General features: G+C 62.4%; 19 protein-coding genes and 1 pseudogene. 10 read left to right on the top strand and 10 right to left on the bottom strand.

Annotated elements, in window-relative coordinates; translation table 11 throughout:
- The first annotated feature begins 209 nt into the window (after positions 1-209).
- On the top strand, positions 210-1,430 hold the full coding sequence (locus NKJ91_RS17330) for an AI-2E family transporter (protein ID WP_352456564.1): 1,221 nt from the start codon (positions 210-212) through the stop codon (positions 1,428-1,430).
- Here NKJ91_RS17330 and NKJ91_RS17335 read toward each other — a convergent pair.
- The 3 genes from NKJ91_RS17335 to NKJ91_RS17345 all read right to left on the bottom strand — a co-directional run bounded on the left by NKJ91_RS17335 (position 1,418) and on the right by NKJ91_RS17345 (position 3,808).
- Positions 1,418-2,314: a DMT family transporter gene (locus NKJ91_RS17335; protein WP_352456565.1), complete on the bottom strand. Its 897-nt coding sequence runs from the start codon at positions 2,312-2,314 to the stop codon at positions 1,418-1,420. The genes NKJ91_RS17330 and NKJ91_RS17335 overlap by 13 nt on opposite strands.
- 120 nt (positions 2,315-2,434) lie before the next feature.
- Positions 2,435-3,199 carry an arginyltransferase gene (locus tag NKJ91_RS17340; RefSeq protein ID WP_352456566.1) on the bottom strand — a complete coding sequence of 255 codons (765 nt, stop codon included), beginning with the start codon at positions 3,197-3,199 and terminating at the stop codon, positions 2,435-2,437.
- A gap of 138 nt (positions 3,200-3,337) precedes the next feature.
- Positions 3,338-3,808 carry an RDD family protein gene (locus NKJ91_RS17345; RefSeq protein ID WP_352456567.1) on the bottom strand — a complete coding sequence of 157 codons (471 nt, stop codon included), beginning with the start codon at positions 3,806-3,808 and terminating at the stop codon, positions 3,338-3,340.
- 209 nt (positions 3,809-4,017) lie between these two features.
- Here NKJ91_RS17345 and sthA point away from each other — a divergent pair, with 209 nt between their 5' ends.
- The 4 genes and pseudogenes from sthA to NKJ91_RS17365 all read left to right on the top strand — a co-directional run bounded on the left by sthA (position 4,018) and on the right by NKJ91_RS17365 (position 7,207).
- Positions 4,018-5,406 carry a Si-specific NAD(P)(+) transhydrogenase gene (sthA, locus tag NKJ91_RS17350; RefSeq protein WP_352456568.1) on the top strand — a complete coding sequence of 463 codons (1,389 nt, stop codon included), beginning with the start codon at positions 4,018-4,020 and terminating at the stop codon, positions 5,404-5,406.
- A 79-nt stretch (positions 5,407-5,485) separates the two neighbouring features.
- Positions 5,486-6,151, top strand: a complete 666-nt coding sequence (locus tag NKJ91_RS17355; RefSeq protein WP_352456569.1) for an MFS transporter — start codon at positions 5,486-5,488, stop codon at positions 6,149-6,151.
- Entirely contained in the window at positions 6,127-6,759 is a 633-nt protein-coding gene (locus tag NKJ91_RS17360) for an MFS transporter (RefSeq protein WP_352456570.1), read from the top strand. The genes NKJ91_RS17355 and NKJ91_RS17360 overlap by 25 nt, the downstream gene beginning before the upstream one ends.
- A 72-nt stretch (positions 6,760-6,831) precedes the next feature.
- A pseudogene (locus NKJ91_RS17365) lies at positions 6,832-7,207 on the top strand (VOC family protein).
- Positions 7,208-7,253: 46 nt separating this feature from the next.
- Here the strand turns inward: NKJ91_RS17365 and NKJ91_RS17370 are convergent.
- Complete coding sequence (locus NKJ91_RS17370; RefSeq protein ID WP_352456571.1) at positions 7,254-7,910, bottom strand: alpha/beta hydrolase; 657 nt, start codon at positions 7,908-7,910, stop codon at positions 7,254-7,256.
- 216 nt (positions 7,911-8,126) lie between these two features.
- Between NKJ91_RS17370 and NKJ91_RS17375 the strand changes: the two genes are divergently transcribed.
- Positions 8,127-9,302, top strand: coding sequence for an OpgC family protein (locus tag NKJ91_RS17375; protein WP_023674470.1), 1,176 nt, complete (start codon positions 8,127-8,129; stop codon positions 9,300-9,302).
- Between the two features lie 22 nt (positions 9,303-9,324).
- Here NKJ91_RS17375 and NKJ91_RS17380 read toward each other — a convergent pair whose 3' ends face one another.
- Positions 9,325-10,404: a LacI family DNA-binding transcriptional regulator gene (locus NKJ91_RS17380; protein WP_352456572.1), complete on the bottom strand. Its 1,080-nt coding sequence runs from the start codon at positions 10,402-10,404 to the stop codon at positions 9,325-9,327.
- Positions 10,405-10,775: 371 nt separating this feature from the next.
- Between NKJ91_RS17380 and NKJ91_RS17385 the strand changes: the two genes are divergently transcribed.
- The gene (locus NKJ91_RS17385; RefSeq protein ID WP_023674473.1) at positions 10,776-10,919 is read left to right on the top strand and encodes a hypothetical protein; all 144 of its coding nucleotides are present in this window, start codon (positions 10,776-10,778) and stop codon (positions 10,917-10,919) included.
- A 69-nt stretch (positions 10,920-10,988) separates the two neighbouring features.
- Here NKJ91_RS17385 and NKJ91_RS17390 read toward each other — a convergent pair whose 3' ends face one another.
- A complete protein-coding gene (locus NKJ91_RS17390) occupies positions 10,989-11,360 on the bottom strand; it encodes a DUF423 domain-containing protein (protein WP_023674474.1) in 372 nt (123 codons plus the stop codon).
- Between the two features lie 53 nt (positions 11,361-11,413).
- Entirely contained in the window at positions 11,414-12,673 is a 1,260-nt protein-coding gene (locus NKJ91_RS17395) for a multidrug efflux MFS transporter (protein ID WP_023674475.1), read from the bottom strand.
- A 197-nt stretch (positions 12,674-12,870) separates the two neighbouring features.
- Here NKJ91_RS17395 and NKJ91_RS17400 point away from each other — a divergent pair, with 197 nt between their 5' ends.
- Both NKJ91_RS17400 and NKJ91_RS17405 read left to right on the top strand, forming a co-directional pair.
- Positions 12,871-13,533: a GntR family transcriptional regulator gene (locus NKJ91_RS17400; protein WP_023674476.1), complete on the top strand. Its 663-nt coding sequence runs from the start codon at positions 12,871-12,873 to the stop codon at positions 13,531-13,533.
- A gap of 96 nt (positions 13,534-13,629) precedes the next feature.
- Positions 13,630-13,887, top strand: coding sequence for a DUF982 domain-containing protein (locus NKJ91_RS17405; protein WP_023674477.1), 258 nt, complete (start codon positions 13,630-13,632; stop codon positions 13,885-13,887).
- 51 nt (positions 13,888-13,938) lie between these two features.
- Here the strand turns inward: NKJ91_RS17405 and NKJ91_RS17410 are convergent, their stop codons facing one another.
- Both NKJ91_RS17410 and NKJ91_RS17415 read right to left on the bottom strand, forming a co-directional pair.
- A complete protein-coding gene (locus tag NKJ91_RS17410) occupies positions 13,939-14,097 on the bottom strand; it encodes a hypothetical protein (protein WP_023674478.1) in 159 nt (52 codons plus the stop codon).
- Positions 14,098-14,210: 113 nt separating this feature from the next.
- Positions 14,211-15,254: an aldo/keto reductase gene (locus NKJ91_RS17415; RefSeq protein WP_023674479.1), complete on the bottom strand. Its 1,044-nt coding sequence runs from the start codon at positions 15,252-15,254 to the stop codon at positions 14,211-14,213.
- 280 nt (positions 15,255-15,534) lie between these two features.
- On the opposite strand from NKJ91_RS17415, the gene ppk2 reads away from it, so the two are divergent.
- Positions 15,535-16,455 (top strand): polyphosphate kinase 2, encoded by a 921-nt coding sequence (gene ppk2 / locus NKJ91_RS17420; RefSeq protein ID WP_352456573.1) that lies wholly within the window; start codon positions 15,535-15,537, stop codon positions 16,453-16,455.
- Positions 16,456-16,504: 49 nt separating this feature from the next.
- Here ppk2 and NKJ91_RS17425 read toward each other — a convergent pair whose 3' ends face one another.
- Entirely contained in the window at positions 16,505-17,152 is a 648-nt protein-coding gene (locus NKJ91_RS17425) for a dihydrofolate reductase family protein (protein WP_023674481.1), read from the bottom strand.
- Positions 17,153-17,233: the final 81 nt, after the last annotated feature.

Raw genomic sequence — 17,233 nt, forward strand, 5'->3', positions numbered from 1 at the left:
GACGAGCTTGCCGAATGGATCGGCGCCCGCGCCTCGGCCGGCCGCATGGTGCCGAAGGGCTTTCCGCGCACGGGCAAGTTCGGGTGAAGCGGTAATCTCCCCCTCAAGGGGGGAGATTAGCAGCTCCACCCAAACATTTGGAATGTCGTCACGATTGCTGCACTATATCAGGGCATAAGCGATACGATAGGCCAGGGAGAGGTAGCCGCTTGAAGGAAGTCAGGATCCAGAAGCCGGAGCGGCAGCAGCGTCTGTTTGGCCTGTCGACGCCGCTCAGGGCCGCTGTCATTCCGCCGCTGTCGGCGGCGCGCTGGCTCCTGGTGCTGATCGTTGCCGCCGGCGTTTATTTCTTCCACGGCTTCCTGTTTCCGGTCCTTGCCGCCCTGGTGATCGCCTTCGCCAGCTGGCCGCTCTATCGGCGGCTGCTCGCCGGCGTCGGCGGCAACCGCACCATCGCTGCGACGCTTGCGATCTTGTTCATCCTGACCTTCCTGGTGGTGCCGATCGCGCTTGCCGGCACCTACGCCATCAATGAGGTGCGCGAGTGGGTCAACTGGGCGATCGAGACCAACCGCTACGGTGCGCCGACGCCGCACTGGATCGCCACCATGCCCGTGGTGGGCGAATGGCTCAATGAACAATGGACGGTCAACGTTGGCCACCCCGGCGGTATCGGCGAACTGATCCAGCTGATCAGTGGCGCCAATATCGGCAGCATCTATCGCGGCGTGCTTGCCGCCGGCGGCAGCGCCTTCGGCCTTTTGCTGACGCTGCTATTCATGATGATCGCGCTGTTCTTCGCCTATCGCGACGGCGAGCATTTCGCCGGACAGGTCGATCGCCTCGGCGAACGCATCCTGCCGGCCAGATGGGAACGGATCTCACGCGTGGTGCCTGCGACAATCTCCTCGACGGTGACCGGCATGACCGTTATCGCCATCGGCGAAGGGCTGGTGCTGGGTGTCGCTTACTGGTTGGCCGGCGTGCCGTCGCCGGTGACGCTCGGCGCGCTGACCGGCATCATGGCGCTGATCCCCGGCGGCGCACCGCTGTCCTTCACGCTGGTGTCGATCTATCTCGCCGCCAGCGGCTCGCCGATGGCCGGGCTGGCGCTGTTCGTCTGGGGCGCGGTCGAACTCTTCATCGTCGACAAGACATTGCGCCCGAAGCTGGTCGGCGGGCCGATAAAGCTGCCCTTCCTGCCAACCTTTTTCGGCCTGATTGGCGGCGTCAAGACAATGGGCTTTCTCGGCCTGTTCATCGGCCCGGTGCTGATGGCCCTGCTGGTCGCAATCTGGCGCGAATGGCTGCGCGAAGTGGAACTGACCGATGAGCTCGCTGCCGCCGAACCGGCGGAGCACGATGACGCACCGCCGCAGATCGAAATTGTCGCCGGACGCGCCGCCGCGAAAAAGAATCAGGCCGGGTAACTGACGGCAAACGTGGCGCGGCGCTTGCGCCCCTCGTGCAACTGCCAGAGCGAATGGCCGATCAAGGTCATGATGAGGATCGCGCCGCCGATCAGGCTGTTGCGCGACGGTGTTTCGGCGAAGATCATCCACACCCAGACCGGCGCCAGCACGGTTTCAAGCAGGTAGAACATCGCTACCTCCGGCCCGGAGATGTATTTCGGGCCGTTGGCGAGGCAGAAGAACGAGATCGGCATGATGACGGCACCGTTGAAGACGATCCACCATGGCGCGTTGACGTGAAAACCCACCTTGGAAACCATCAGGGTGGCGACGGCCAGCGGCAGGACCACTCCGATCAGCGCCGTGAAACCCATATCCTTGCCGCTGGCGCGCGAGATGGTGATGGCCGCGGCGATCATGAAAGCCGAGCAAAGCGCCATCAGGTCGCCGAAGAGATGTCCGGTTCCAACGGAATCGCCGACAATGATCGTCACCCCGACGATCATCAGTGCCAGCGCTGCAAGCGTCAGCGGCCGTGGCCTCTCCTTCAGGAACAGCCACGACAAAACGGCCGCGAACATGGTGGTGAACGCCAGGATGAAAACGAGGTTGGCTGTCGAGGTATTGTAGACACCGGTGATGAAGGCGATCGAGCCGAGCCCGTAGAGGCCGGCAACGATGAGCCCTGACCAGCCCGGCACAAGCTGCGGTGCCTTTGCGCTCAGCGAGCGCCAGACGGCCCAGATGATAAGTGTGGAGACGAAGGTTGTGCCGGTGCGCAACAGCAGGATCGTCCATGCCTCGCCATCGGCGAGCCGGATCAGCGGAATGTCGACGGTTAGCGTCAGCCCGCCGATGGCGGTGATCAGAAGGCCTCTCTGGTGGTCGTTATGGGAAGACATGCGGCAATTCTCGCGATCAGCTTGGAGGCGCAAAATTGACCCCGGTTTTCCAGCCGCTCGGCCGGAAGCCCAGCGGCATCCTCCTCGAAACAATTTATGAGTGAATACCGAAAGCGAAGATCAGCGCGAAACCGCTTCGTGATTGTAGCGTTCCCAGCCTTTCGGGCCGAGATGCTCCTGCGGCTGGAAGCGCATCTTATAATTCATCTTGCGCGAGCCGTTGACCCAGTAACCCAGGTAGACATGGGGCAGGCCCATCGCCCTGGCGCGGGCGATGTGGTCGAGGATCATGAAGGTGCCGAGCGAACGGTCCTCGAAGTCCGGGTTGAAGTAGGAATAGACCATCGACAGGCCATCGGCCATCTTGTCTGTGAGCGCCACGGCGATCAGCTCGCCCTGGCCCTTGCCGGTGATGAAGCTGTCAGGTCCGCGGCGACGGTATTCGATGACCTTGGTGTCGACATGGGTATCCTCGACCATCATGGCGTAATCGAGCACGGTCATGTCTGACATGCCGCCACGGCGGTGGCGGGCGTCGAGATAGCTGCGGAACAGCGAATACTGTTCGGTGGAGGGTTCGGCGTCGTGCATGGCGCCGACCAGATCCGAATTATGCTGTATGACCCGTTTCAAGTTGCGGCTGGCGGTGAATTCCTGCGCCAGGATGCGCACCGACACACAGGCGCGGCAGGTCTCGCAGGCCGGCCTGTAGGCGATGTTCTGCGACCGCCTGAAACCGCCCTGCGTCAACAGATCGTTCATCTCGGGGGCCTTGTCGCCGACCAGGTGTGTGAACACCTTGCGCTCGAACTGGCCCTCGAGATAGGGACATGGCGAGGGCGCGGTCAGAAAGAACTGCGGCGACTGGGTCGGGTGCTGCGTCATCGAGCCTTGGAAACACTCCTGCGAATCGCTCTACCTTTGGCGCGGACGCCGAAAAATTCAACAGGATTGTGAAAGCCTGGTTGATTGGACGTCTTCACATTTGTGCGCAAAGGCTGCGGCCGCGCTTCAAAAGTCTGCTCAGCGGCCGCTGCGGCTGACGACTGTGCCGAGCAGCAGGTCGTGCAGCGTGCGCTTGCGGTCGGAAAACAGGCTCACCAGCAGGACCAGCGGCGAAAGGATGACATTGCCGGCCCAAAACAGCACCGAATGCACGACGGCGGTCAGCCCGTCGATGGGGCTGCCGTCGAGCCGGTCGAGCCGGATGCCCATCATCTTCATGCCGGTGGTGGCCTGGTCTTTACTGCCGAGCGTGTTCCAGATGTAGAGGATGGCGACGGCCGGCACGAGTATGGAAAACAGCATCCAGCCGAGGCCGAGCGTCAACAGCCCGAACAGGAACACCAGGATCGCGAATGGAATGGTGAGCAGCGCGACGATGAAATAATCGATGACGAAGGCGAGAATGCGCCGCGTGCGCACGCCTTCATAGGCGCGGACGTCTTCGAGCCTGCTGGTGATGATATCGCCGTCGAGAACGCGAGCGTTCATGTCACTTCCTCGTAATCGAACCCGGGTTAATGCACGGGCCGCGTGTTGATGAAATGGTGAAGGTTCGCGGCGGAATCAAGATCGAGCCATTCGCCGCCGTATATGGTGACGGAGTGCCCGGCGTCGTCTGACTTGTTGAATTCATGGCGCGGATGGCGTTAGCTTGCTGCGGCGCAACAAAAGGTGCCGAGCCGAGGGGACGGGGCGACATGGACTACGACATGCTGGTCATCGGCAGCGGCCCATCCGGGCGCCGCGCCGCGGTGCAGTCGGCCAAGCTCGGCAAGTCGGTGCTGGTGGTCGACAGAGGCCGGCGTCTCGGCGGCGTTTCGGTGCATACCGGGACCATACCGTCGAAGACGTTGCGCGAGACGGTGCTCAACCTCTCCGGCTGGCGTGAGCGCGGCTTTTATGGACGCGGCTACCGCGTCAAGCAGGACATTTCGGTCGGCGATCTGGTCGAGCGCCTGCACAAGACGCTCGACCATGAGGTCGAGGTGCTGCAGCACCAGTTCATGCGCAACACGGTCAAGAGTGCGCGCGCCGCGGTAAAATTCCTCGGCCCCAACAAGGTCAGCCTGACCACCGACACCGGCGACTACAGCGAGGTTGGCTTCGCCCATGCGCTGATCGCGGTCGGCACCCGGCCGCACCGGCCGCACGACGTGCCGTTCGACAAGACACGGATTTTCGACAGCGATGAGATGCTGGAGCTCGACCGCCTGCCGCGCACGCTGACGGTGATCGGCGCCGGCGTCATCGGCGTCGAATATGCGACAATCTTTTCGGCACTCGACGTTCCGGTGACACTGGTTGAGCCGCGCAACACGATGTTGGATTTCGTCGACCGCGAGATCGTCGACGACTTCATCCATCAGATGCGCGACCGCGGCATGACCATCCGCTTGGGCAGCGCCGTCAAGGAGATCGCCTCCAAACCCGATTATGCCGAGGTGATGCTGGCCGACGGCCGCACCATACGTTCCGAGATCGTGCTTTATGCTGCAGGGCGTACCGGCAATGTCGGCAGCCTGGGCTTGGAAACGGTCGGCATCGAGTCCGATTCCAGAGGCCGCATCAAGGTCGATCCGCAGACCTTCCAGACCAGCGCGTCCAACATCTATGCCGCCGGCGACGTCATCGGTTTTCCGAGCCTGGCATCGACCTCGATGGAGCAGGGCAGGGTGGCCGCCTGCCATGCCTTCGGCGTGCCCTTGCCGCCGCCGCCCGAAACCTTTCCCTACGGCATCTACGCCGTGCCGGAAATCTCCACGGTCGGGCAATCCGAGGAGCAGGTGCGTGAGAGTGGTGCCGCCTACGAGGTCGGCGTGGCGCGGTTCCGCGAGACATCGCGCGGCCACATCATGGGCGTCAACACCGGCTTCCTGAAGCTTCTGTTCTCGATCGAAACACGCCGTCTGCTCGGCGCCCATATTGTCGGCGAGGGCGCGACCGAACTCATCCACATTGGCCAGGCGGTCATCAATCTCGGCGGCACCGTCGACTTCTTCGTCAACAACACCTTCAACTATCCGACGCTGGCCGAAGCCTACAAGATCGCCGGGCTGGACGCCTGGAACCGCATGGGGCGGGCGTAGACCATGATCCCGAATCGAAGGACCGCGTGGGCACCGGTTTTGCTGCGCGGACCTTCGGGATGGGGCAGGACACTCAGCAGTGGCGCATTGCAACCGACATGGTAGCCGTTGCATTTCAGCCAAACGGATTGCCGAACAGGGCAAAGCAATGACTGGGCCAGCGCCAAGGAAAACCTTCGCCTGGATTTCCCGAAACACGGTGCTTCTGGCGCTGGCGAGCCTGTTTGCCGACATTTCGAGCGAGATGCTTTATCCGATCCTGCCGATCTTCCTAACCCAGACCCTGCACGCAAGCGGGAGCGTCGTCGGTCTGGTCGACGGAATCGCCCAGGCGACGCAGAACATCGTGCAAGGTTTTTCGGGCTGGCTCTCGGACAGGCTTCAGAAGCGGAAACCGATAGCCCTCATTGGCTATTTTCTGGCCTCTATCGCCAAACCGCTGATCGGCGTGGCCACAGTGTGGCCGATGGTCCTGGGCGCGCGGTTTGTGGATCGGCTCGCTGCAGGTTTCCGGTCCGCTCCGCGCGACGCGCTCCTTGCTTCGTCCGTGGCCGACGAGCACCGAGGCAAAGCATTCGGCCTAGAAGGCATTGGCGACAATCTGGGAGCGTTTCTGGGGCCACTGCTCGCGGTGCTGCTTCTCATCGCGCTCAAAGTCGATATCCGCTGGATCTTCTATCTCGCGCTCATTCCCGGCTCGCCTTCCTCATGGTGGTGTTGGTGCACGAGCAGCCACTGGCCGTAGCCGCAAAGGCCAAGATCGACGTCAATCTGCGGCAGTTTCCCAAAGCCTATTGGATCTATCTCTTGGTGACAGCTCTCTTCGGCATCGGCAATTCGAGCAATGCATTTCTGATTCTGCAAACACAGGATATCGGTGCCTCTTTGGAGGCAACCATTCTTATCTACGCAGGCTTCAATCTCGTTGCGGCGCTGATTTCCTACCCGGCCGGCTTTCTATCGGACCGCTTCGGCCGCAAGGGCGTGTTACTGTCGTCCTTCGTCATCTTCCTGATCGCCTATCTCGGCTTCGTCTTGACCCGGAACATCTATCTGATCGGGCTGCTTTTTGCCTTCTACGGGTTCTATCAAGGCATCTTCCGCTCAGTCGGCAAGGCATTCGCCTCGGACTTCGTGCCGCAAGAGCTGCGTGCCAGCGGCATCGGCTGGTACAGCACCACGGTCGGCCTGCTGGAACTCGCGGCAAGCGTTGTCGCCGGACAGCTCTGGGATCGTGTAAGCCATGAGGCGGTGTTCATCTACGGCGCTGTCTTCGCCGTGGTCGGCAGTGCTGGTCTGCTTGCCCTGATTCCCTGGCGAACCGACGGTCATAGTGTGTCGGCGGCGTCGTAGTGCTGCCGGGGCGTTGCCGATGATGAGCAGCCTTTAATAAAACGTTCTACTCGAACTGAAAGGTCCCCGCTCATGACGCCCGTCAGTGTTCGCTATATTGTCGACGATGTCGCCGCTTCCATCGATTTCTACGTGAAGCATCTGGGCTTTGCCATTGAACGGGATGCGCGGCCGGCTTTCTGCTCGGTCACGCGCGGCGATCTGCGGCTTCTGCTGAGCGGGCCGGAGAGCTCGGGCGCACGGGCGATGCCGGATGGCCGCCGGCCGGTGCCGGGAGGGTGGAACCGCATCCTGCTGGTGGTGCCGGATCTGAAGCAAGAGGTTGCGCGCCTGAAGGGCCGGGCTCGCCTTCCGCAACGATATCATCAATGGCGTCGGCGGCTCGCAGACCCTGCTCGAAGACCCGTCCGGCAATGTGATCGAGCTATTCCAGCCCGCCGCACACTGACATTCGATGGTCGGGCCCGCGTTGTGCGTGCGCTCAATCCGCTCGTTCAGCGGTTGCCTGACCCCGCCAGCCACTGCCTGACGATTTCAGCATCCGCGTCGCCGATTTCATGGCCGGAGGCAATGGTGTGGGTCTCGACTTTGGCGCCATGCGAGCTCAGTAGAGCGGCCAACACCGGCGCGAATGGCGCGTAGGTCAGGTCGGCGGCGCCGGCGACGATCAGAGCCCGCGCCTTCGACAGGTCGGCCGGCGGCACCTCGTCGAGCACCGGCATGGGGCGCAGCAATGCAGCGCGCTCGATGAGGCCCGGATGCAGCAGCATGACGCTTGAAACCAGATTGGCGCCGTTCGAATACCCGAGAAAGGTCGCGCGGCGGAGATCGGGGCTGTGGCGCTTCGCGACGCCGGCGACGAAGCCTGCAAACGCATCTGCCTCCGCGCGGATACTTGCCTGCTCGAATCGCGTCGGGGTGATTCGCGTGAACCAGCGGAAACCGTCCTCCTGAGGGATGCGGCCACGGACCGTAACCAGCGCCGCATGCGGCGCGATTTGCCGACCAAGCGGCAGCAAGGTCGTCTCGTCGACACCCGATCCATGCAACAGGAACAGCCAGTCGCCGGGTAAGTTGGCGGGTCGAAGGAGCCGGTAGAAAAAGCCTGAATTTTCCTGCAGAATACCGTCTTCGAGGCTCTCCTCGGCCATAGTCACATCCTTTTGATTCCGCGTTACTTTCGTTAATTTGCCGGCTTCAAAACGGAATATTTTCAAGCTCCGCGAAAGTTGATTGAACCGGGCGCATTTCAGTCCGTTTCTTTGCCGATATAATCCCCGCGGGGGAGATCGAAGCAGTGTGCGCCGGGTGGTCGCCCGAGGGATCGCATGCCGGGCATGAACAACCAGCTTTAAGGCCTTTTATCGATGACCATGCCAGTTTCGCCGGAACGCGATACGCGTATTGATGTGTTCCGGGCTCTCGCCCTCCTGACCATATTCGTCGACCACGTGCCGGGCACCGTTTTCGAAACCCTGACCTACAAGAATTTCGGGTTTTCAGATGCGGCCGAGGCCTTCGTGCTGATCTCCGGCATGTCCGTCGCTCTCGCCTACGGTACTAAGTTCCAGCCGGGAAACCGGCTGATTGCAACGCTGAAAATGTGGCGCCGCGCCGGTGTGCTCTATGTCACCCACATCGTCACGACGATGGTGGTGATGGCCATCTTCTGCGCCGCGGCGGTGTTTGCGAAACGGCCGGATCTTCTGACGCTGATCAACATCGAGCCGCTCGTCAGGAACCCGCCACAAGTCCTGGTCGGCATCGTCACGCTCGGCCATCAGCTCGGTTACAACAACATACTGCCGGTCTATGCGGCGCTGCTGTTGATGGCTCCGGTCTTCCTGCTGTTCATCAGCTACCGGCCACTGGCGGCGCTCGCAGTATCCGCAGCCCTTTGGCTGATTGCCGGAATCTACCAGATCGCGCCGCCGAACTACCCGGAGCCCGGCTTCTGGTTCCTCAATCCGCTGTCATGGCAATTGCTGTTCAATATCGGCATGGCCAGCGTGTTGCATGTGCGGCGCGGCGGCACCATACCTGTCAATCGCTGGCTGGTCGGCGCGGCCGCCGCCTATGTGCTGACGGCGCTCGTCTGGGTGCACAGCCCGCTGTGGGGGCATGTGTCGTGGCTCGACCTGCCAGTGGTGCTGACCGGTTTCGACAAGACGTTCCTGTCGTTGCCGCGGCTGCTGCACATCCTGGCGATGAGCTACCTAGTCGTCGCCTTGCCTTTCGTCTCGAACCTGTTCCGCACCGGCCGCGACAATCCGCTCGCCATATTGGGCAAACGCTCGCTGCCGGTTTTCATTGCCGGCACGGTGATTGCCATGGCGGCGCAGGTGATGAAGCTGGTCAACCCGGGCGGCTTTGCCTATGACAGTCTGCTGCTCGCCGCCGGCATCGCCATGCAGTTCGCGCTCGCCTTCTATCTGGAATGGCTGTCCGCTATCGGCTGGTCCGGCAAGGGCAAGCCGGTCCGCAACGAGGCGCCGCCGGTCCGTCCATCCTTTGGCATCGGTCCCATGGCGGCCAATCGATAAGATTTGGAGCCGATCTGCCCAGTCAACCTGTGCCTGGCGGCGGCCCGGACGACGCCCTGACGACAAGTTCGACGCCGAGCGTTTCTCGCCGCACCGTGCCGTCGAAGTCGAGGATTCTTCGCGCTGCCCGGCGGCCGATCTCGGCGATCGGCTGGGCGATGGTGGTGAGCGGAGGCTCGCAAATTGCGGCTTCAGGCACGCCGTCGAAGCCGACGACGGAAACATCGCGAGGAACCGCGATGCCCCGCGCGCTGAGCCATTCCAATGCTTCCATCGCGACCCGGTCCGACATCGCCAGGATGGCGGTCGGCGGTTCTGCCGAGGCGAAGAGGGTTTCGAGGCCGGCCCTTGTGCTGGCCTCATCGTTTTCAGTCTCGTAGACCGGCACCTTGGCGGTATCGACGCCGAACCGGGAAAGCTCTTCGAGATAGCCGAGGAGGCGGTCACGGGTTCCTGTATAGACTGCGGTCCGGACCTGCTCGGGCGAGACAAGTCCGGTGCTGTCGTCGGCGAAGGCCAGCGACAGCACGGCGAAGCGGCGATGTCCAAGTTCCGCCAGATGGCGCGCCGCGAGCCGGCCGCCGGCAACATTGTCGACGCCGATCGCGGAGACCGTGGCGTCCTGCGAGCCGAGCTCGAGCGCGACGAAGGGGAGCTTGCGTTCGCGCGTCAGCTCGACGAGGCGCGGACCGCCCTCGATGCAGAAAAGGATGAAGCCGTCGACCAGGGCGCTCTGGATATTCCAGGCAAGTTTTTCCTCGTTGCCGGCCGACACGAGGGCTATTCCCGCGCCGGTGGCGTCGCATGCCTCCGAGATGCCGGCCATCATCACGCGCGCAAACGGGTCGTCGAAGAAATAGGACAGCGGCTCGGTTGTGGCGACGCCGATCGCATTGACCTTGCCGGCGCGCAGCAGGCGGCCCTTTGGATCGGGGCCGGCGTAGCCCAGCGCCTCGGCCGCCGCCTTGACGCGCTCGCGGACTTCCTCACGCACGATTTCGGGACGGCTGAAGACATTGGAGGCGGTGCCGTGTGATACGCCCGCGGCTTTGGCGATGTCCGCCAGCCGGATGGGCCTCCTGCCTTCGGTGAGTGATGCCATTTGTTTGTCTCCGGGACTCCGGTCCAACAGTATCGCCGACTACCTAACACCTTCGTTGGATCGATTCAAATTTTTGCTTGACATTTGTGGTGCGATGCGTATTCTTTGAATCGATCCAAGAGCGTTTTTCGTCCCCAGATTGGATCGATACAAGAGGAGAGCGCCATGCACCCCGTCAATTATCTGTTCGAGGACATTTACCGGAACGACTGGAGCATCCGTTCGAGCGCGGAGGCCCGGAAGCGGCGAGACAGGACCGGTCCGTGGATTCGCGACCTGGGTTTCCTCGTAGGACGCAAGCGGAGCTGATCGGTGGCCTATTTTTGTGCCCGCTGATTGGATCGATTCAAAAAACTAGAGGAGATTAAGCCATGCACCCGATCAAGCATCTGTTCGAAGACATCTATCGCAATTATTGGGGCATCTCGCCGGCCACCGAACGGCCGGAGCGGCGGCGTGTAGTCAAGACGACCAACAGCGATGGCCAAGTCCGGCCCGAACGTCCGCGAGACTGAGCTGGCAAGACAGAGCTCGTGGATCGAGGGCGGCTGGCGAAGGAGCAGCGGCCGCCATTGGTTGCCGCATCAATGGCGGCGCGGGCGCACCAGCGCCGAGGCGGCCATCATCAGCCAGCCGCCGATGAGCAACGTGCCGCCGATCGGCGCCGACATCGGGAACAGCCGCGAGCCAAGGAAGTCGCGGGCCAAAAGATCTCCCGAGAATAGCAGAAGCCCGACGAGAAGGATGAGGCTTCCGGTTCGCAGGATGCTATTGCCACCGAGCAGCCCGACGGTAAGGAAGACCGGCGCATGCAAGAGCAGGAAGGATGCGGCCGTACCGACGAAAGCGCCGCCGAGATGTGCCGCCGCCGCCGAAAGCGCCACGCCGGTTGCGCCGCATAGGCCGCCGGCAAGAACCAGAATGCGGCCGCCTGCCGCGTGTTCATCCGTGCTCATTTCCACGCCTCCGTGATTCCTGGCGACCGCCTGAGATAGTGCCGCGAACCGTGTCAGGATTTGCCGGCTTCCGCCAGCATGTCGCGTTCGCGGCGCGACTGGACCAGCCAGTTATAGGCCGCTCCGCCCGCCATCAGAATGGATGTGCCGAGAAACACCGAGCGCATACCGAAATGGCCGCCGGCGAAGCCGCCGAGCAACGGTCCGGCGACCTGCCCGACATATTGCGCCGAGATCGACAAGCCCAGTACGTTGCCGCCGACCCCGTCGGGCACATTGTGGCGGATGACGCTGGTGATGCAGGGCAAAAGACCGCCAAGCGCCAGGCCCATCAGGAAACGCAGGCCGACGAGTTGCCAGCCCTGGGTAACGAAGGCCTGCGGGATCAGCAGCAGCGCCGAGACGGCGAGTGCGGCAACGATGACGTTCCAGTGGCCGATACGGTCGGCGAGCTTGCCGAGCCGCGACGCCGACAGGATGGCGCCGAGCGCTGCCGCGGACATGACGATGCCGGAGACCAGCGTGACCTGGCTCTGATCTTCGATGAGCTGCTGGACATAGACGGTGATGATCGGCTCGATCGACATGGTGGCGAAACTCAACAGCATGCCGGTCGCCAGCATGGCGACGACGGGGCGCTTGTCGGGAATCTGCGACCAGCCGTCTTTCACTTTTTCTTCTGACGCGGCCTTGGCGGCAACCGGGCGAGGGGCCTCCTTGATCAGCAAGGTGGTTGCCAGAAAAGCCAGGAAAATGACGCCGCCGGCGAGCAGGAATGTGGCGCGGATGCCAATCAGCGGCGGCAGCGCGCCGCCAAGCAGCGGACCGACCAGGGCACCGGCCGTGATTCCGGCCGACAGCACGCCCAGCGCCCAGCCGGAGCGATCCTTCGGCGTCTGCATGGCAACCAGGATGGTCGAGCCCGAAGAATAGCCGCCGGCAAAGCCGATCAGCAGGCGCAAGAGCACCAATTGCCAGACGGTCTGCACCATGCCGGTCAGCGACATACACAGCGCCATGCCGAAACTGGCTCGCACCAGCATCAGTTTGCGGCCGTAGCGGTCGCCTAGCCGCCCCCACAGGGGCGCGACCAGCGCGGCAGCAAGGAAGGTGGCGCCGTAGGCGATGCCCGACCACTGCACGATCGCCGCATGGCCCTCGGCGCCCAGCTGCTCGACGTAAAGCGGCAGGAAGGGCAACAGCAGCGTCATCGCTACAAGCGTGCTGAACGAGCCGGCAAAACACACGGCGAGATTGCGGCGCCAGTGGACGTTGTGCGTGCCTTGCATGGCGAGGGCGGCGTCTTGCGGCATGTCATGTCCTGTCCGGCCAGCTTGCATGAAGCTTGCTACGGATACCAATTTGGGATACCAAGCTGGTATCTGTCATGAACGCAAGCCCCGTCGCTGTCAATGCGGGCCTCTCAAACATGATCGACAAAGGCCGGCGTGATCGGCCAACGCCGGCCAGTGATCCGATTGCCGGAACAAATGACCTGAACGGAACGCCAATGTCGCAGATGCAGAACGTCGAAAAGCAGCTTCGCGAGATGATCCTCGGGCTCGAGATCGGTCCCGGCGAGCGGCTGACGGAGCGCTGGGTCGAAAGCCGCTTCGGCGCATCGCGCACGCCGGTCAGGGCGGCATTGCTGCGGCTCGAGACTGAAGGCCTGATCTGCCGCGACGGCCGCGGCTGGACGGTCTCGCCCATCAATCTTGCTGAACTCGAGCAGATCGCCGTCTATCGCGAGGCGGTCGAGGTCGCGGCACTCAGACTAACTTGCACCTTGCAGGACAGAAGTGCCGTCGAAATCATCGAGGCGATGCTCGATTCTTGCGACGACAAGACGCCGCGCGAGGAATGGCATCGCGTCGGCAGGGATTTTCATATCGAGCTGGCACGTCTATCCGGCAACGAGTTCCTGTTCAGAGCGGTTCGCGATGCGATGACGCGCCTGTCGCGCGCCCGCTGGCTCGAGGTTCGCGACGAGGCAGCGCTTGGCCGTGCCTGGGCCGAACACCATGCCATTCTGTCGGCGGTGCGGGCCGGCGATGCCGATAGCGCCGCCCGCCTGCTTTCGGCCCATATCATCGGCAGCCGCGACCGGCTGGTGACCTCGCTGCGCAACGACCGGCGCGGCCTGCGCGCCCGGGGATTTGCGGTCGTCGCTTGAGTGAGGATCGGCTGCCATTGATCACGAAAAGAGCAGATGAGCGAAGAATGCTACTTTCGGTCTCGCTTCGCAAATGCCGATGGCGTAAGAGCAGCGATGGAAAACAACCGATTTGACACACCCGTGACCGTCAAGGGCGCGGCGGGAAGCAATCAGCTCTTGCGTACGGCCCGCGAGGCTTCCGACTACCTCCTCAACAATTGGCCCGGCAAGCGCAGCCCCAAGCACCGCGAAGCGTTGCAAGCCTGTCATGATGCGCTGGCCGGCGACAAGCCGGCCATGAACGCAAGACGGGCCTTCATTGCCGCCGCTCGTGAAGTGAACGTCTTCGTCAGCGACAAGGCGCCCGCCTGAGGCATAGCGGGATTTGACCGAGGCGCGGACCGCCTGACAGGCCGGGCGTCATCACTCGGCCGTTTCGGTTTTGGTTTGGGACTCTCTCTCGCCCTCGGGCTTCGATCGCTCCTTGGCTGCGACCTTGGCAGCCTGCTTTTCCGCCTTCTTGGCAGCCTTCTGCCGGTCGCGTTCCTTGCGTTCCTGACCGTAGTTCGGTGCTCGTGCCATATCGTTTCCTTTCATTGTGCTTGGCCTTTGCCTAGGAGCATTGGACCGCAAACACAACAGCGCAAGGCACGATCGGGCTCCATATCTCCGCGCAGTCCGGAGAGCCCGGCTTTTCAGGCGCCGTCGCGGTCGAGGACGAGATCGGCCGGACCGAACCGGTCCTTTGCGGTGAACTGCTGGTGCCAGTAGGGATAGAGCACGGGCGGCCTGCTGACCGCATCGAGGCGTGTGCGCTCCTCATCGCCAAGCACCAGGCTTGCAGCGGCGATATTGTCTTTGAAATGCGCTTCGGTTCGTCCGCCGATCACCAATGAGCTGACGGCGGGCCGGCCGAGTAGCCAGGCAAGCGCCACCTGCGCTGCCGACACGCCGTGGTTCTTGCCGATATCGATCAGCACGTCGACGATCCGCCACAGCCGGTCCTCGTCGCGGATCGGCGGTTCCGACCAGCCGCTGAGCTGGCGGGCGGTCGGCTGGTCACGGTGGTATTTGCCGGACAGCAACCCGCCGGCAAGCGGGCTCCAGACCAGCACGCCGAGCCCCTGGTCGACCGAGATCGGCAACAATTCATACTCGGCCTCGCGCGCTTCCAGCGTGTAGTGGATCTGCTGGGTGACGAAGCGCGGCTGGTGATGATGATCGCTGATGCCAAGCCCCTTCATCACCTGCCAGCCGGAATAATTGGAACAGCCGACATAGCGGACCTTGCCCTGCGCGACCAGCGTGTCGAGCGCGGCGATGGTTTCCTCGAGCGGTGTCAGGCCATCCCACTCGTGCAGGAAATAGATGTCGATGACATCCGTCCTGAGCCGCTTAAGGCTCCTTTCGCATTCGCGGACCAAATGGTAGCGCGACAGGCCTTCATCATTGGGGCCTTTGCCGATCCGCATGCGCGCCTTGGAGGCGATCAACACGTCGCCCTTGCGCTTGCCGCCGAGCGCCTCGCCGATGATCTCTTCCGACACCCCGTTCGAATAGACGTTGGCGGTGTCGATGACATTGACGCCGGCATCGATGCAAAGGTCGATCATCCGACGCGCCTCGTCGAGGTCGGTCTTGCCAACCGCCGAAAACGCGCCGCCGCCGCCGAATGTCATGGTGCCCATTGTCAGGGTCGAAACCTTCAGCCCGGAACGGCCGAGAGTGCGGTATTCCATGTCGTATCCTCACGATTTATCGGGAAAGGGCGTTGCAAACGACAGCCCCTCAGTGAACCGGGCATTTGTAGGATAATTCGTTCCGCTTGTCGCCCGCCCCGCAGGGCAAGCTCGATCACATCTTGCGGATTGAACGCATAGCCAGCGCAGTAGTGGCTGCAATAAAACCGTCATTGCCGGCCTATACTAACATCGGTCCAGCGCTTCGATTTCCGGCCGCCGGGCCGGGCGGCAGAGCGCCTGACAGCGGCCGGCAAGGCCTGTAAGCGGAGCAGCGCAAATGACCGAGATAAAACAGAATTCCCCGGCCAGGGACTGGCTGGAAGCGGAACTCGCCGACACGCTCGACGAAGATTATGAGCTGGAAATCTCGGAGCCGGTGCTGTCGATGGAGATCGCCAAAATCTACAAGAATCCACATCCGCCATCGATCGACCGCCTGCAGTATTTTCGCGATCTCATCACGCTGCAATCCGAATTGATCAAGCTGCAATCCTGGGTCGCCTATCACAAGAAGAAGCTCGTCGTGGTTTTCGAGGGCCGCGACTCGGCGGGCAAGGGTGGTGTTATCAAGCGCATCACCCAGATGCTTAATCCGCGCATCTGCCGCGTCGCAGCACTTCCGGCGCCGACCGAGCGCGAGAAGTCGCAATGGTATTTCCAGCGCTACGTTCCGCATCTGCCGGCCGGCGGCGAGATCGTGCTGTTCGACCGCTCTTGGTACAACCGCTCCGGCGTCGAGCGGGTAATGGGCTTTGCCCAGCCGGATCAGGTCGAGGAGTTCTTCCGCGACGTTCCGGATTTCGAACGCATGCTGGTCCGCTCAGGCATTACGCTTGTCAAATACTGGTTTTCGATCACTGACGAGGAGCAGCAGATGCGCTTTTTGATGCGCATCCATGACCCGATGAAGCAATGGAAACTGTCGCCGATGGACCTCCAGTCGCGCGTGCGCTGGGAGCAGTACACCAAGGCCAAGGAAGAAACGTTCGCCCGCACCAATATCCCGGAAGCCCCGTGGTTCATCGTCGAGGGCAACGACAAGAAGCGGGCACGGCTGAACTGCATCGACCATCTCCTCAAGCAGATGCCCTATGAGGAGGTGCCGCACGAAGAGATCACACTGCCGGAGCGCGTCTTCAATCCCGAATACGAGCGCCAGGTACTGCCGCGCGAACTGTATGTGCCGGAGAAGTACTGACTAAAGCGGCGAGGAGGGCGCCGCCTCCATGGCGGCGCCCTGCAACAAGCTAGGTGCGCTCGATGATGACATGCGTGGCCTTCGGCGTCGCGACCTGCTCGCTGCAGCGATAGCCGAGCTTGGGCATGTCGATGCCGGCAAAAAGGCTCTCGCCGGCGCCTAGCAGGACCGGTGAGATCGCCAGATGCATTTCGTCGATGAGCTTTTCCTTGAGATATTGCCGGATCGCAGAAACGCCACCGCCCAGCCGTACATCCTTGCCGTCAGCCACTGCTTTCGCCTTCTCCAGCGCTGAGTGGATGCCGTCGGTCACGAAATAGAAGGTCGTGCCGCCCTCCATGACAATGGGATCACGCGCATGGTGCGTGAGCACGAAGACCGGCACGTGGTAGGGTGGGTTGTCACCCCACCAGCCTTTCCAGCTGTCATCCGGCCATTCGCCGCGGATCGGCCCAAACATGTTGCGGCCGAGGATCCATGCGCCGACATTTTCGAAGCTGCGTGCCGCGAACGCCTCGTCAGTGTCCGTGGTCCCGCCATCCTTGCCGAGGACCATCTTGCGGAAGGTGCGGGTGCCGAACATCCATTCGTGCAGGGCTTCCCCGCCAACACCCAGCGGGTTCTTCAGGTCTTGGTCGGGACCGGCGCCGAAGCCGTCGATCGACAAGGTGAAAGCGCTGACGCGAAGTTTGGACATGAGAGCCTCCTCGATAACCAATTGTGAGATGCAAGCAGTTATCGGGGTAGCTTAACTGATTGCATTTTGCAAGCGGTATTT

Origin of the sequence: Mesorhizobium sp. M0040 (assembly GCF_040323505.1) — a bacterium.
Lineage (GTDB): Bacteria > Pseudomonadota > Alphaproteobacteria > Rhizobiales > Rhizobiaceae > Mesorhizobium.